The sequence below is a fragment of the Streptococcus sp. HMSC074B11 genome, assembly GCF_001808705.1.
In the GTDB taxonomy this organism is placed as follows: Bacteria; Bacillota; Bacilli; order Lactobacillales; family Streptococcaceae; genus Streptococcus.
The window spans coordinates 19006-32970 of sequence record NZ_KV794270.1 but is presented as its reverse complement, the minus strand read 5'-3'; the positions used below and the strand labels follow the sequence as shown (position 1 = coordinate 32970).

The following is a 13965-nucleotide window of genomic DNA, read 5'->3' as shown; positions in this document are numbered from 1 at the left end:
GGACATAAATGTGCTATACTTGTAAGGTTGGCTTGCTCAACCCTTGGTGCTTAGCTTCTTTCACCAAGCATATTTTACGCGGGTTAATCGCTAAAGGAGAAAACATGAAAAAACTAACTATCCGTGATATGGCAGATATTGCCATTGTCGCAGCAATTTATGTGGTTTTGACAATCACACCACCCCTTAATGCTATCAGTTACGGTGCTTATCAGTTCCGTATTTCTGAAATGATGAATTTCCTTGCCTTATACAATCCTAAGTACATTATCGGTGTTACTCTTGGATGTATGATTGCAAATTTCTTCAGTTTTGGAATCATCGATGTCGCAGTTGGTGGAGGCTCTACGCTTGTCTTCCTAAGTTTAGGAGTATGGTTGTTTAGCAAATATAGTAAAGATTATCTTTTTAATGGATTGATCCGAAAAGATCATTTCTTCTTTTCAATTCTTTTTTCGATTTCAATGATCACCATTGCTGCTGAATTGAACATCGTAGCAGAAGCACCTTTCTTCTTTACTTGGTTTACAACTGCTATCGGAGAATTCGCTTCACTCATTGTTGGTGCTATTCTTATCGGAAAAATCGGTAAACGTCTTGATTTGACCAGATAAAGATATCACATCAAATATTATTAAAAAGGGCTGAACTTTGTTCAGTCTTTTTCCTTGTCCACCAACCTAGAAGCTCAAAAAAAGTGGTATAATAAAGAAAAAAGGGATTATTTTAATATGTATAGTTATCGTATTTCAGTTTTTGAAGTCCTTTGGAAAAATCAGGTCATTAGATTTTTGTTAATTTTTTTAGCACTATTTTATTTCTATCTTTTTTTCCAAAGAGTTAAGACATCCTTAAAAAGTGGTGGGAGTATGTTGGATCCTTTTCATATTGCAAAGGGAAGATTATACATTCACACGATTATTCTTTTTAGAAAAAGGATTGTTCCTCTAGCTGAAATTAGACAGATTGATATTGATTACATTCGAGGGAGAAGAATGAATGGGGACAGGTATCATCTGTATTTTACAAGGAAAGATGGAAAATCTTTTACTTTTCATTTTGGGAAAAGCAAAAGAAACGAGGAGTTAGTGAAAAATCTTGCCAATGTGGCCAAGAAGTGCCATATTAAAATCTATTATTATTAAGAGTCGATTGCTAAAATTGAATTGTTGTCACTTGTGACAATTGTCAAAGCCAGGAGAGTAGCTAATATGAATCAACTACAAGTAATAAGAGAAGATAAACAACTAAGATTTTTATTGATGCAAGAATGCGATATTCTCTTTTATGACCAGTTGAAAGAGGTTGAATTTTCTCAGAACAATGAAGTTTATTCTCTTTCGCCCATAGCCTTTGCTAAAGACGGTAGTGGGGGAGAATATGTAATTCTTGAGGATGAGAGTATCGGCTTTATAGGGAGTGAAGGCCAAGTTGGGAGAGTGGCAGAAAGCCTTGATGACCTGCTTACCTTCTTACTTCATGCTGATTCTATCTCAGACTTTTCCTGTCGTTTGCTCTATCAAAACAAGGATTTATTGGTAAAATTCAGTCAGGGATTTATCGACAAAGCACGAGAAAATTATCAGTCAAAAGGTGAAGATTGGGATAAAGTGAGAACTGGACTTGCACAAAAGTTGGGACTCGAATTTCACCCTGAGAAACTGCAAGAGTTAGCCCTAAAATTTTATCAATCAGCGATAAGAACTCCACTATTTACTTGTAAATATGGTCATGGTGAGAATGAATATATTTGTGATTCTGTTTTGTCAGATATTGTGGGCTTGTGGCTTTCAGAGCTGGTTGGGTTGACTGCAGAAGAAATTGAATCTTTTGCTGCTAGTAAAAACATTCAAATGTAAAGGACAAAAATTTATTTCCACTTAAAATATTTTATATTATAATATTAACAATGATATTTTAAGGGGTTTATATGAGTTCGTCAGAATTTATTTCAAAGATTGATTATTATTGCCATAAGAAAGAAAGTTTATTTGACCAAAGTAAGTTTAAATATGCCATTCGCTCGATGTTTGCCGGTGCTTTCTTAACCTTTAGTACAGCCGCTGGTGCCATAGGTGCTGATCTACTCAATAGCATCGTTCCAAGTGCTGGATATTTCCTATTTCCCTTTGTATTTGCATGGGGACTTGCTTATATCGTTTTCTTGAATGCAGAGTTGGTTACCTCAAATATGATGTACTTGACAGCTGGAACATTTTTGAAGAAGATTGATTGGAAAAAAGCCTTTATCATTTTACTTTATTGTGCTTTTTTCAACTTAGTTGGCGCTCTGTTAGCAGGTTGGTGCTTTGCTAATTCATCGGCTTTCTCACACCTGACACACGACAGTTATCTTTCAAAGATTGTAGCCAAGAAGCTGGCACGACCTAGTGAGTTGGTCTTGTTGGAAGGGATTTTGGCAAATATGTTCGTAAATATTGCCATTCTATATTCAATTTTGGTTAAGGATAGCAATGCCAAGCTCTGGATTATCTTGTCAGCTATTTCTATGTTTGTCTTCTTATCTAACGAGCATATTGCAGCCAACTTTTCATCTTTTAGCATTATCAAATTCAGCATTGTAGCTGATCAGATTGCTAACTTTGATATTCCAAATATCCTACGTCATTGGAGTGTTACCTTCATTGCTAACTTGATTGGTGGAGGATTCCTGATAGGTTTACCATACGCTTATCTTAATAGAAATGAAGAGACCTATGTTGATTAGGACAAGCTTTTGAAAATAAAATGAATATTAATAATTGAGGAGGTCGGGACTAAAAATCCAGACCTCGATTTTTTTGTCCAAAGAACCTTTTGATAAAAACGTTATTTTCACTGTCTATAAATTCAAACATATTATTAGTACATGGACTTTAGCTGAAAACTAAAGAGACTCTTTTGTAAATTCAGTATAAAACAAAACGAAAACATATATTAAATATATAGAGTAGAGAATTTGAAAATAAAGAGTTGAAAACATTAAAGATGCTGATACAAAGCAAATGGAAACGATTGCTAAAAGTGATAAAAATTTTGTAAATAGAATTAAGAAAGCCTTCCCATAATTTCGATTTTATGTTATAATATTCACAAATAAAAGTTTTAGGAGTTTATATGGTTTCTTCAGAATTTATCTCAAAAATTGAGTTTGCTTGTAAGAAAAAGGAAAGTCTTTACAGTCAAAGTAAATTCAAGTATGCTATTCGTTCAATGTTTGCTGGTGCATTCTTAACATTTAGTACAGCAGCTGGTGCAGTTGGAGCTGACTTGATTAATAAGATTGCTCCAGGTAGTGGACGTTTCCTCTTCCCATTTGTTTTCGCTTGGGGATTGGCTTACACTGTCTTCTTGAATGCTGAATTGGTAACATCTAACATGATGTTCTTGACAGCTGGTAGCTTTTTGAAAAAGATTAGCTGGAGAAAAACAGCTGAAATCCTTTTATATTGTACACTCTTTAATTTGATCGGTGCTCTTATAGCAGGATGGGGCTTTGCCCATTCAGCGGCTTATGCAAACCTAACACATGATAGCTTTATTTCTGGAGTTGTGGAAATGAAGTTGGGCCGTTCAAATGAACTAGTCTTGCTTGAAGCTATCTTGGCTAATGTCTTTGTAAATATCGCAATTCTTTCATTTGTTTTAGTAAAAGATGGTGGTGCTAAACTTTGGTTGGTTCTTTCAGCAATTTACATGTTTGTATTCTTAACAAACGAGCACATTGCCGCAAACTTTGCATCATTTGCTATCGTGAAATTCAGTGTTGCTGCTGATTCAATTGCAAACTTCGGTATTGGAAATATTCTTCGTCACTGGGGTGTAACCTTTATTGGTAACTTTATTGGTGGTGGTCTACTGATGGGATTACCTTACGCCTTCTTAAATAAAAACGAAGATACATACGTAGATTAAAAGTTGGATTCATTCCAACTTTTTCTTTTTGTTTATCCATGCTATAATGAATGTAGAATAGATAAATATAGAGGAATAACATGAACGAGATTAAATGTCCCAATTGTGGCGAAGTATTTACAGTCAATGAAAGCCAATATGCAGAACTACTTTCTCAAGTTCGCACTGCAGAGTTTGATAAGGAATTGCATGAACGAATCAAGCAAGAATTGACTTTAGTAGAGCAAAAAGCTTTAAATGAACAACAGGCAAAACTGGCTCAAAAAGACCAAGAAATTGCCCAGCTTCAAAGTCAAATTAACAACTTTGATACAGAAAAAGAATTGGCTAAGAAAGAGGTAGAGCAAAGTGCTAGTCAAAGCTTGCTAGAGAAAGAAAAAGAAGTCCAAGCTCTCGAAAATCAATTGGCTACCTTGCGCTTGGAGCATGAAAATCAACTACAAAAGACTCTATCTGACTTAGAGAAAGAACGCGATCAGGTTAAAAATCAGCTCCTCTTACAAGAAAAAGAAAACGAGCTTTCTCTTGCTTCGGTGAAACAAAATTATGAAGCGCAGCTCAAGGCAGCTAGTGAGCAGGTTGAATTTTACAAGAATTTCAAGGCGCAACAATCAACCAAGGCAATCGGTGAAAGTTTGGAACACTATGCAGAAAGTGAGTTTAACAAGGTTCGAAGCTTTGCCTTTCCAAATGCCTACTTTGAAAAAGACAACAAGGTTTCAGCACGTGGTTCTAAGGGCGATTTTATCTTCCGTGATTTTGATGAAAATGGACTAGAATTCATTTCCATCATGTTTGAGATGAAAAATGAAGCAGACGGGACAGAGAAGAAACATAAGAATGCGGATTTTTACAAAGAGTTGGATAAGGACCGCCGTGAGAAAAACTGTGAGTATGCAGTTTTGGTAAGTATGCTTGAGGCTGATAACGACTACTTCAATACAGGGATTGTCGATGTCAGCCACGAGTATGAGAAGATGTATGTCATTCGTCCCCAGTTCTTTATCCATTTGATTGGACTCTTGCGCAATGCTGCACTGAATTCTCTCAAATACAAGCAGGAATTGGCTTTGGTTCGCGAGCAAAATATTGACATTACGCATTTCGAGGAAGACTTGGATGCCTTTAAGGTAGCCTTTGCAAAGAACTATAATTCAGCTTCTGTTAACTTTGGTAAGGCCATTGACGAAATTGACAAGGCTATCAAACGGATGGAAGAAGTCAAGAAATTCCTAACAACATCAGAAAACCAACTCCGCTTGGCTAATAACAAATTGGATGATGTTTCTGTCAAAAAATTGACTCGGAAGAATCCGACTATGAAAGCGAAATTTGAAGCACTTGAGAGGGAGTGAGGAAATAAGTTATGGAAGATGATCTTAATTATGAAAATTTGATAGATGATGTAACCGAGGCTATAAAAAAGTTTAATTTAGTAATTTTTATTGGCGCAGGAGTTTCAATTGCTCAAGGTTATCCTAATTGGAACAATTATATTGAACATCTTATTAAGTATTGGCAAGGACAAGTTTTATCGGTAAGTGGTGAAAAAAGGCTTGGAAGAGAACATCACGTAGTTTTTGATTTAATTAGCAAATCTAGTATTAGTAATAAACGTAAAGTGGATCTAGTAAACTATGAATTAAAAAAAGTTTTTGGTGAAGATTTTGAAAAGCGACGACTAGATTTTGAAAAAGGATATTTTAAAAATTTATTACCATATTCAATAGTTAATCAAACAGTAGAAGCTTTAGCAAGTTTGAATGCAATATTTATTACTTCTAACTACGACTATGAAATTGAAAATCATATTAAACGTTTAAAGAATTCTGTAGTTACTATTAATGATCTCAATGAATTTACTAAGAACAAGAATGGGAAGCTACAATTTGGTGATGTTCTACATATCCATGGAACACCAGATTGTGATGTAAAGTATTTTGTAAGTTCATCCGCAGATTATTCAAAAACCTATTTAAAAAATAGGAAAAATTTTGAAAATTTAGTAACATGGTTTAAAGAGACAAAACCTACTGTTTTATTTATTGGAGCAGGTCTTGAAGAAGATGAAATTTTATCTTTACTTTGTAAAGATAGTAAGAACTATGCCTTGATGAAGTCAGAGAACACAGGTAATCAGAGAGTTGATGAACATTATAGAGGTGTTGTTGAAGGAGTTTTTAGCTCAGAGAATCATACTCAGATTATTTGGTACGGAGATGAATTTGAGAAATTACCTCTTTTTGTAAAAAAATTAGTTGCTGATATTAATGAAAAATTGGGTACACATGATTTTTATAATCAGTGGAACAATCTTTTGAATCCTTCTATAAATCAAGAAGAGTATAATAAAAATCTAGATAGTATTTCTAATGATTTTAAGTATCTATCATCTGTTTTAGATAAGGTTATTGAAAATGATAATGATCAACTAGATCAGCTAATGTTAACGGCTCTGCTTCAGGGTAATACTCTAAAAGTAGTTAAAAAAAGTTTTGTTCTTCCATTCTGGAAGTTTATTGTTAAGAATATTGAAAAGTTAAGTGATAATGAGTGGGATGTGATTTATAAAATAATTTATGAAGGCTCTCAAAATTACTTTATAGATGATGTATTCTTTGTCTATAATTATGCGATAGATAATAAAATTTCTAGTTTTACAAATAATAATAAGCTTAATGAACTGAGAGAAATTATATCCAAAGATGGATATATCGTTAACTCTAACTTTAATAAAGATAAAACTCTTTTGGGTTACTGGCTAGTAAGTGCTTTTGAACAGCAAAATCGTGATTTATATATAGAGGAAGATAGTGAAGTAGAAGTTAACTTAAATTACGAATGTGTTAACAAATTAATGTCCATACTAAATAATCCAGAATTTTTAAGTTATAATTACTACTCTATAGAGTATCAATTAAAAGAGTATGATGTTGTTAAATTTCTTTATGAGCTTGTAAAGTCCAAAAAATTATTTATTGAAGAGGAAGAGTTTTTAGAAAGTGATTCTGAAGACTTAATAAGTACTATATTAATTCAAAAATTGCTTGTTCAATTGGATAATGAAATTAATTTGGATTTAGAATTTATCAAGAGGTTAATTGATAAAATTGATTTTTCAAATATTCACTTTGGAGAGGAATTAAACACTTTTATCAAAGAACACAGAAGTATTATTAGAGAAAAAAATATTGAAATACCAAAAAAAACTTATAGAAATTGGATATCTTCACTAGAAGGAGGTTTTGTTTCACAATTTTCATATATAACTCAAGAAAATCTTGTAGAGTACGATGAATCTAGAGTATTAGAGATATTAGTCAACGCCGAAAAGGAACAAAGAGGTTCTTCATTTTTGGAAGAAAAGACGATAAATGAAACGGAAAATTTCTTGATTACTGTTTTAAAAGAATCAAATGAAATATCTAATAAAGTTTCTGATTTATTGAAAAATCGTATAGATGACTTATATCCAAAATATAAGAGATTATATGTAAAAATTATCAGTTTTCCTGAAATAGAAGAAAATTTGAGAAAGATTGTTAGAGAAAAATATTTAAAAAGATTTAACAAAGAAAGTTTTGATTCTAACGATCGGAAATTCTTTGAATATCATATAAAACAACAAAATACGGATATAGATATTTTTGAAAAATTACTTAGTATCAATGTGAATGAACTCTCAACACCAAAAGGTGATAATAAACAATTAGATATACTTCATTTTATAAATAGTGAAATGGGATCATATTTTCAATGTTTAATATCATTATTTATAAATCATTCAAGTTATAGAGATGTAATTATTCAAATAATAAATTCAGTAACAGATACCGATTATAGGGAGTTTGCTCAAGGTATTTTATTAAATGAATACAATCCAAACAGAATCAATGTAACTTACAACACCTTTTTAGGATTTGCGTATTATCATTCTACAATTACTATCGAAGCTGCGGATGTTTTCACAGATGTAGTAAGGGATATTCTAAACAAAAAAATTGAGGACAATCAAATTCTTGATAAAGTTTATCTAGTTGCTTTAGAGAGGGTAGATCCAACTATTGAATCATTTTCTTTATCAAAGAATAACTATAGTCAAATGATAAACATCATTTTTACAGAAGACTATGAATTTAGATATTTTAAAGAATGGTTGGGAGCATTATTCAAATTTGACTCAAGTGCAAATTATTTAGTGACAATTTTTTATTTATTATATAATGAAAATCTTAAAAAAAATAGGTTTGCTTTATTTATAGAGGGATTAAGTGATTACATAACAACTTATAACCAGAAATTATCTTTACGAGGGATGAATTATAAATTGAATCATGAAGAACTTAACAATTTTGATTTGTTGAAAAAAATGTTTCTGAAATTAATGGAGACCGATAAAATAGAGAATGATATTTTTTATTTAGACGGCATCAAAAGTATACTCCCATTATTATCTTTAGATGAAAGACGAAATGTATTACAACATATTCAAAAACAGAACAATTGTCCTCCTCCAGAGATTGAGGAATTACAAAGAATTATAGTTAATTAAAATTTGTAAAAAAGAGAATAAAAGGTAGACGATGCCTCAGTAAAAATTGACTCGGAAGAATCCAACCATGAAAGCTAAGTTTGAAGCATTGAAGGGGGAGTAGAAAGCAACACATGAACGGTATTATCAACTTAAAAAAGGAAGCGGGGATGACCTCGCATGATGCGGTTTTTAAACTGCGAAAGATTTTAGGAACTAAGAAGATTGGTCACGGTGGGACCTTGGATCCTGATGTGGTGGGTGTTTTACCCATTGCTGTAGGGAAGGCGACTCGTATGGTGGAGTTTATGCAGGACGAAGGTAAGGTCTATGAGGGTGAAATTACTCTGGGATATTCTACAACAACCGAGGATGCTAGTGGTGAGGTGGTTGCTGAGACCCCTGTTTTGTCTCCACTGGATGATAAGCTTGTCGATGAAGCCATTGCTAGTCTGACTGGATCTATTATTCAGATTCCCCCAATGTATTCCGCTGTCAAGGTCAATGGGCGCAAGCTCTATGAGTATGCGCGTGCTGGTCAGGAAGTCGAACGTCCAGAACGTCAGGTGACGATTTATAGTTTCGAACGAACAAGTACCATTTCCTATGAAAATAATCTGGCTCGATTTAGTTTCCGTGTAAAATGTAGCAAAGGGACTTATATCCGTACCTTGTCAGTTGACTTGGGAGAAAAACTTGGCTATGCAGCTCATATGTCTCATTTAACACGAACAAGCGCTGCGGACTTGCAGTTAGATAATGCTTTGACCTTGAATGAAATTGAGGAAAAGGTTCAAGCTGGTGAGTTAGACTTTCTTCATCCCTTAGAGATTGGTACAGGCGACTTAGTTAAGGTTTATTTGACCCCAGAACAGGCAGAAGAAGTGCGTTTTGGTCGCTTTATTGAATTGGAACAAACTGAGAAGGAATTGGCTGGTTTTGAAGGTGATAAGTTATTAGCCATTTTAGAGAAACGGGATACTCTTTATAAACCAAGAAAGGTTTTCAATTGATTAGAGCTGGTGGTAAAATTGCAAACGGATGTTTAGTTTAAAAAAGCTGAAAGACAATTTAGTTTAGAAGAGAAATTGTTTTGAAAAAGGGTTGAAAACACGGTGATATTTGACAGTTTTGCTTGCTTATGATAATATTTAAATAAAGAAAAGCTAGAAAACTTTCAGAGGATATTATGAGTATTGAGATGACTGTTAGTGAGATTGCTGAGGTCTTGGGCTTGTCTCGCCAAGCAATCAATAACCGTGTCAAGGAATTACCTGAAGAAGATACGACTAAAAATGATAAAGGAGTTACTGTGGTAACTCGCAGTGGCTTGATTAAGCTTGAAGAAATCTACAAAAAAACTATTTTTGAAGATGAACCTGTTAGTGATGATGTGAAGCAACGGGAGTTAATGGAGATTCTTGTTGATGAAAAGAACGCTGAAATCATCCGTCTTTATGAGCAGTTAAAGGCTAAAGACAAACAGTTAGCTGAAAAAGATGAACAGATGCGTGTCAAAGACCGTCAAATCGCAGAAAAAGATAAGCAATTGGATCAACAACAACAGTTAACCCTACAAGCCATGAAGGACCAAGAAAACCTTCAGTTGGAGTTGGATCAGGCTAAGCAAGAAGTACAAGCAACGAAGAAAGGCTTCTTTGCCCGCTTATTTGGAGGATAAGAAAAAACTGCTTGGTTTCTAGGTATAACCAAGTAGTTTCTTTTTACACATACAGTAAGGAATGGATAAGATGGAAAAATTAAGAGATTATATTTCATTTGATTTGGAATTTAACAAACATCAAGACAAAACCCACTTGATTCAGGTATCTGCAGTCCGTTTTAAAGATGGTGAAGAAGTAGGAGCATTTGACTCATATGTTCATACGGATGTACCATTGAAAAGTTTTATAAACGGCTTAACGGGTATAACGTCTAAAACCTTGAAAGATGCACCGATGGTGGAGGAAGTTCTTAAGAATTTTCAAGACTTTGTTGGTGAATTATCCCTTGTTGGATACAATGCAGCCAAGAGTGATTTACCAATCTTACTAGAGTATGGATTGGATTATAGTCGTCAATATCTAGTCGATCTCTATGATGAAGCTTTTGAGCGACGGAGTTCGGATCTTCACGGCATTGCAAATCTAAAGTTACAGACTGTTGCTGAATTTCTAGGATTCAAGGGGCAGTCTCATAATAGTTTAGAGGATGCGCGAATGACTGCGCGTGTTTATGAAGCTTTTCTAGAATCTGATGAAAGCAGAATTTTACTGGACTCCAAGAGTAGCCTGAACTCTAATCCTTTTGGTGGACTAGATTTGTCACAGTTTTTTGATTAGGAGGTTTTATGAAACCTGAAAAACCTAAAAAATTGGGTTTTAAAAAGATTTACTTAAATCTGGATAAAATCCTCTTTCTATTCTTTCTAATCTTCATGCTAGTAGATTATATTTGGTTGCCACTGAACTCATTGATAGCAGGTTTTTTACTAAGTCAGACGGGCTATTTGTTTATTTCCTATAACAATGTTTTTGAAATTTTAAAACATGCGCCTTTAGTCAGCCTTGGGTTTTTAATCTTAATAGCCATTAACCTTTTAGTAGCCTATTTTCAACTAAGTCTCCTCTTTATTGGGGCTCGACACCTTCTCTATCACGAAAAACGAACCTTGATTGAGTATAGTCGCAAGGTCTTTCGTGAAAGTATAGCCTTTATGAAACGTCTGACTCTTTCCAAGGCCTTGTTTATCTTCGTTTATATTGCTATGATTTTTCCGTTTATCAGGAAGATTTTTAAAATTTATTATTTTAATAAAATAGTGATACCTGAGTTTATTCAGACCTACATGGAAGACAAATACTGGATGTGGTGGATTGGTTTTATCATTTTGTCAATCCTCTTCCTATACGTTTCTGTTAAGTTGGTTTTTGTTCTACCAAAAATCTTTTTTGAAAAAATGACGGTTAAGGAAGCAGTGCTTTACAGTTTAGAAAAAACCAGAAATCATTTTTGGTTTTACGCTTGGCATCTCTTTCTAATCCTTGTCAAAACGAATCTTTTCTTTTACTTACCTTTAATTCCTCTATTGATGATCCAGTCTTTAGCAGATGGTCTCACACACCGAGAATCATTGATTCTAGCTATTTCAAACTATATTTTGATTAAAAATATCCACTATATGTCTTTAACCTACTTCTTGGTTAAGTTTACCTCCTTTTTAACTGGTGAGGAGTTGGATATTATGCCAAGACGGAAAAAAGACCATATTATGAGATGGGGTGTAATGGGATGCGCAAGTATCTTCTTTGCGATTGAAGGCTATATTTATCTCGAAGCACCCGTAGTCAATCCTCCACTTGTCATCTCTCACAGAGGAGTTTCTAATGGGAATGGTGTCCAAAATACAGTTGAATCCTTAGAAAAAACAGCTCAGTTAAAACCAGATTTAGTTGAGATGGATGTGCAAGAAACAAAGGATGGTCAGTTTGTCATGATGCATGATGCTAACCTAAAAAGTTTAGCGGGATTAAATGTAACACCACAAGACTTAACTTTAGATGAGTTGAAGCAATTAGATATTTATGAAAATGGTTATCAGACTAAAATATCTAGCTTTGATGATTATATAAATCGTGCCAATGACCTTCATCAGAAATTGCTGATCGAAATAAAAACGAGTCGAAAAGATAGTGCTCAAATGATGGATCATTTTCTAGATCAATATGGAGCAAAAATTAAAGTCTATGGGCATCAGATGCAATCTTTGGATTATCATGTTATTGAAAAAGTTACCCAGTATGATAAAGAGATTCCAGTCTATTTCATACTGCCCTATAATTCCGTTTTTCCAAGAACAAATGCTACAGGTTATACCATGGAATATTCTACTTTAGATGAATATTTTGTAACCAAGCTTTGGAATACAAAACAAAAACTCTATGTTTGGACAATCAATGGTTCGGAATCCTTTGATAAGTCCCTACGTTTGGGAGTTGATGGTATGATAACAGATGATTTGGAAAAAATTAAAGAAGAGCTTGAGATCGCTCAGGAAGATCCTGAATATACGGACTTGCTTCTCAAGAAAGCAACAGAAATATTTACTTTCTAGGTAAGACAAAAGAGGCTGAATTGAACATCAGCCTCTTTTTATGCTATTAGAATGGTAATTTACCAGCAAAAGCCCCTAGTTTCTTTTTAGTTGCTTCATCAATTTGCTCAAGAGCAGCATTGACTGCTTGAACAGTCATATCTGACAGAGTTTCAATATCTTCTGGGTCAACAACTGCTGGATTGAAGTCAATCTTAATGACTTTCTTGTCCCCTGTTAGTGTAGCAGTTACAAGGTTTTGGGCAGAAGTTCCAACAAATTCTGTAGCAGCAAGTTCAGCTTGACTTTGCTCCATTTGTTTTTGAAGTTTTTGAGCTTGACGCATCATGTTTTGCATATTCATCATGGTGGTATATAGCTTCCTTTTCTTTTATTTTCCCTATTATTTTAACAATTTTAACTAGAAAAGTCTATTCTAATTTTAAAGGAGTAAACATTAAATTTTCTGACAATTTATTGAATAATTAGAAAAACTATGATATAATTTATTAAAAAATGGGATTCCCATGATTTAATAGGAGCGTTATATGAAAAAACTTGGTTTTATCCTTTTATCTTCGGCATTGTTGTTATCTGCTTGTGCAGTTCGTTTTGAACAATCGTCAACTACAAGTGATTCATCTCAGGTTGCAAAATTGTCAGAAGATAACCAAAAACTATTGGATAAGGCAACTAGTGACTACAAAACATTTGTAGAAGAACAGATTGATAAACTTTTAACGGATACAGAAGGTTTTGTTCAACTTTTGAAGGATGGTAAGTTAGAAGAAGCTAAAAAAGCCTACCCTTTAATTCGTATGTCTTATGAACGTTCAGAGCCGATTGCAGAGAGCTTCGGTGAATCCGATGTGAAGATTGACTTTCGTTTGGCAGATTATCTAGATGAAAATAAGACTGAAGAAGGTTGGTCTGGTTTCCACCGTATCGAGCGCATTCTTTGGGAAGAAAATACAACTAAAGGAACTGAGTCTTATGGTGACCAACTGGTAAATGACATCAAGGAATTGAAGGCTAAGATCGCAACTGTAGATGTTGATTACAAGATTATGCTAACTGGAGCTGTCGACCTTCTAAATGAAGTAGCGACAAGTAAGATTACTGGTGAAGAGGAGATTTATTCTCATACAGATTTGTATGATTTCCGTGCCAATATCCAAGGTGCTGAGAAGATTTTCCAACTCTTTAAACCTTTGCTTGAAAAATCAGATGCGGCCTTGGTCAAGGAGTTAGAGGAAGATTTCAAATCTGTCAATAGTTTGTTAGACAAACACATGACGGACAAGGAACACTATAAGCTCTATACAGACTTAACGAAAGAGGATACCAAGGAATTGTCTGAAGCAGTCACAAAACTTGGTGAACCATTATCACAAATGGGTAAATTTCTTGGTGGAGAATAAGTAAT

At 34.0% G+C, this 13965-nt stretch carries 13 protein-coding genes, 1 pseudogene and 1 riboswitch; of the genes and pseudogenes, 13 read left to right on the top strand and 1 reads right to left on the bottom strand.

Annotated elements, in window-relative coordinates; genetic code table 11:
* The first annotated feature begins 9 nt into the window (after positions 1–9).
* Positions 10–107: riboswitch (PreQ1 riboswitch) on the top strand.
* From HMPREF2619_RS04475 to HMPREF2619_RS04425, 12 genes and pseudogenes are all read left to right on the top strand, one after another.
* Complete coding sequence (locus tag HMPREF2619_RS04475; protein ID WP_049526583.1) at positions 105–614, top strand: QueT transporter family protein; 510 nt, start codon at positions 105–107, stop codon at positions 612–614. (Overlaps the previous riboswitch by 3 nt.)
* 117 nt (positions 615–731) lie before the next feature.
* Complete coding sequence (locus HMPREF2619_RS04470) at positions 732–1145, top strand: hypothetical protein (RefSeq protein WP_070459602.1); 414 nt, start codon at positions 732–734, stop codon at positions 1143–1145.
* A 66-nt stretch (positions 1146–1211) separates the two neighbouring features.
* Positions 1212–1859: a hypothetical protein gene (locus HMPREF2619_RS04465; protein ID WP_070459381.1), complete on the top strand. Its 648-nt coding sequence runs from the start codon at positions 1212–1214 to the stop codon at positions 1857–1859.
* A 71-nt stretch (positions 1860–1930) separates the two neighbouring features.
* Positions 1931–2728: a formate/nitrite transporter family protein gene (locus tag HMPREF2619_RS04460; RefSeq protein ID WP_070459378.1), complete on the top strand. Its 798-nt coding sequence runs from the start codon at positions 1931–1933 to the stop codon at positions 2726–2728.
* 389 nt (positions 2729–3117) lie between these two features.
* Positions 3118–3915, top strand: a complete 798-nt coding sequence (locus HMPREF2619_RS04455) for a formate/nitrite transporter family protein (protein WP_070459375.1) — start codon at positions 3118–3120, stop codon at positions 3913–3915.
* 80 nt (positions 3916–3995) lie between these two features.
* A complete protein-coding gene (locus tag HMPREF2619_RS04450) occupies positions 3996–5270 on the top strand; it encodes a DUF2130 domain-containing protein (protein WP_070459372.1) in 1275 nt (424 codons plus the stop codon).
* An 11-nt stretch (positions 5271–5281) separates the two neighbouring features.
* Positions 5282–8467, top strand: coding sequence for an SIR2 family protein (locus HMPREF2619_RS04445; protein ID WP_070459369.1), 3186 nt, complete (start codon positions 5282–5284; stop codon positions 8465–8467).
* A gap of 21 nt (positions 8468–8488) precedes the next feature.
* Positions 8489–8570, top strand: a pseudogene (locus tag HMPREF2619_RS11790) (DUF2130 domain-containing protein); the annotation flags it as partial.
* 10 nt (positions 8571–8580) lie between these two features.
* Positions 8581–9459: a tRNA pseudouridine(55) synthase TruB gene (gene truB, locus HMPREF2619_RS04440; RefSeq protein ID WP_070459366.1), complete on the top strand. Its 879-nt coding sequence runs from the start codon at positions 8581–8583 to the stop codon at positions 9457–9459.
* A gap of 176 nt (positions 9460–9635) precedes the next feature.
* Complete coding sequence (gene rocS / locus HMPREF2619_RS04435) at positions 9636–10127, top strand: chromosome segregation protein RocS (protein ID WP_000021254.1); 492 nt, start codon at positions 9636–9638, stop codon at positions 10125–10127.
* A 70-nt stretch (positions 10128–10197) separates the two neighbouring features.
* Entirely contained in the window at positions 10198–10788 is a 591-nt protein-coding gene (locus HMPREF2619_RS04430; RefSeq protein WP_070459363.1) for a 3'-5' exonuclease, read from the top strand.
* Between the two features lie 8 nt (positions 10789–10796).
* Positions 10797–12560 (top strand): glycerophosphoryl diester phosphodiesterase membrane domain-containing protein, encoded by a 1764-nt coding sequence (locus HMPREF2619_RS04425; protein ID WP_070459360.1) that lies wholly within the window; start codon positions 10797–10799, stop codon positions 12558–12560.
* Positions 12561–12606: 46 nt separating this feature from the next.
* On the opposite strand, the gene HMPREF2619_RS04420 is transcribed toward HMPREF2619_RS04425, so the two are convergent.
* Positions 12607–12906, bottom strand: a complete 300-nt coding sequence (locus tag HMPREF2619_RS04420) for a YbaB/EbfC family nucleoid-associated protein (protein WP_070459357.1) — start codon at positions 12904–12906, stop codon at positions 12607–12609.
* 181 nt (positions 12907–13087) lie between these two features.
* Here HMPREF2619_RS04420 and efeO point away from each other — a divergent pair, with 181 nt between their 5' ends.
* Positions 13088–13960 carry an iron uptake system protein EfeO gene (gene efeO, locus HMPREF2619_RS04415; RefSeq protein ID WP_000732970.1) on the top strand — a complete coding sequence of 291 codons (873 nt, stop codon included), beginning with the start codon at positions 13088–13090 and terminating at the stop codon, positions 13958–13960.
* The last annotated feature ends 5 nt before the right edge of the window (positions 13961–13965 follow it).

Bases quoted from the DNA above. Each gene is read 5' to 3' on its own strand.
- HMPREF2619_RS04475 (WP_049526583.1), top strand. From the start codon at position 105: ATGAAAAAACTAACTATCCGTGATATGGCAGATATTGCCATTGTCGCA.
- HMPREF2619_RS04470 (WP_070459602.1), top strand. From the start codon at position 732: ATGTATAGTTATCGTATTTCAGTTTTTGAAGTCCTTTGGAAAAATCAG.
- HMPREF2619_RS04465 (WP_070459381.1), top strand. From the start codon at position 1,212: ATGAATCAACTACAAGTAATAAGAGAAGATAAACAACTAAGATTTTTA.
- HMPREF2619_RS04460 (WP_070459378.1), top strand. From the start codon at position 1,931: ATGAGTTCGTCAGAATTTATTTCAAAGATTGATTATTATTGCCATAAG.
- HMPREF2619_RS04455 (WP_070459375.1), top strand. From the start codon at position 3,118: ATGGTTTCTTCAGAATTTATCTCAAAAATTGAGTTTGCTTGTAAGAAA.
- HMPREF2619_RS04450 (WP_070459372.1), top strand. From the start codon at position 3,996: ATGAACGAGATTAAATGTCCCAATTGTGGCGAAGTATTTACAGTCAAT.
- HMPREF2619_RS04445 (WP_070459369.1), top strand. From the start codon at position 5,282: ATGGAAGATGATCTTAATTATGAAAATTTGATAGATGATGTAACCGAG.
- truB (WP_070459366.1), top strand. From the start codon at position 8,581: ATGAACGGTATTATCAACTTAAAAAAGGAAGCGGGGATGACCTCGCAT.
- rocS (WP_000021254.1), top strand. From the start codon at position 9,636: ATGAGTATTGAGATGACTGTTAGTGAGATTGCTGAGGTCTTGGGCTTG.
- HMPREF2619_RS04430 (WP_070459363.1), top strand. From the start codon at position 10,198: ATGGAAAAATTAAGAGATTATATTTCATTTGATTTGGAATTTAACAAA.
- HMPREF2619_RS04425 (WP_070459360.1), top strand. From the start codon at position 10,797: ATGAAACCTGAAAAACCTAAAAAATTGGGTTTTAAAAAGATTTACTTA.
- HMPREF2619_RS04420 (WP_070459357.1), bottom strand. From the start codon at position 12,906: ATGATGAATATGCAAAACATGATGCGTCAAGCTCAAAAACTTCAAAAA.
- efeO (WP_000732970.1), top strand. From the start codon at position 13,088: ATGAAAAAACTTGGTTTTATCCTTTTATCTTCGGCATTGTTGTTATCT.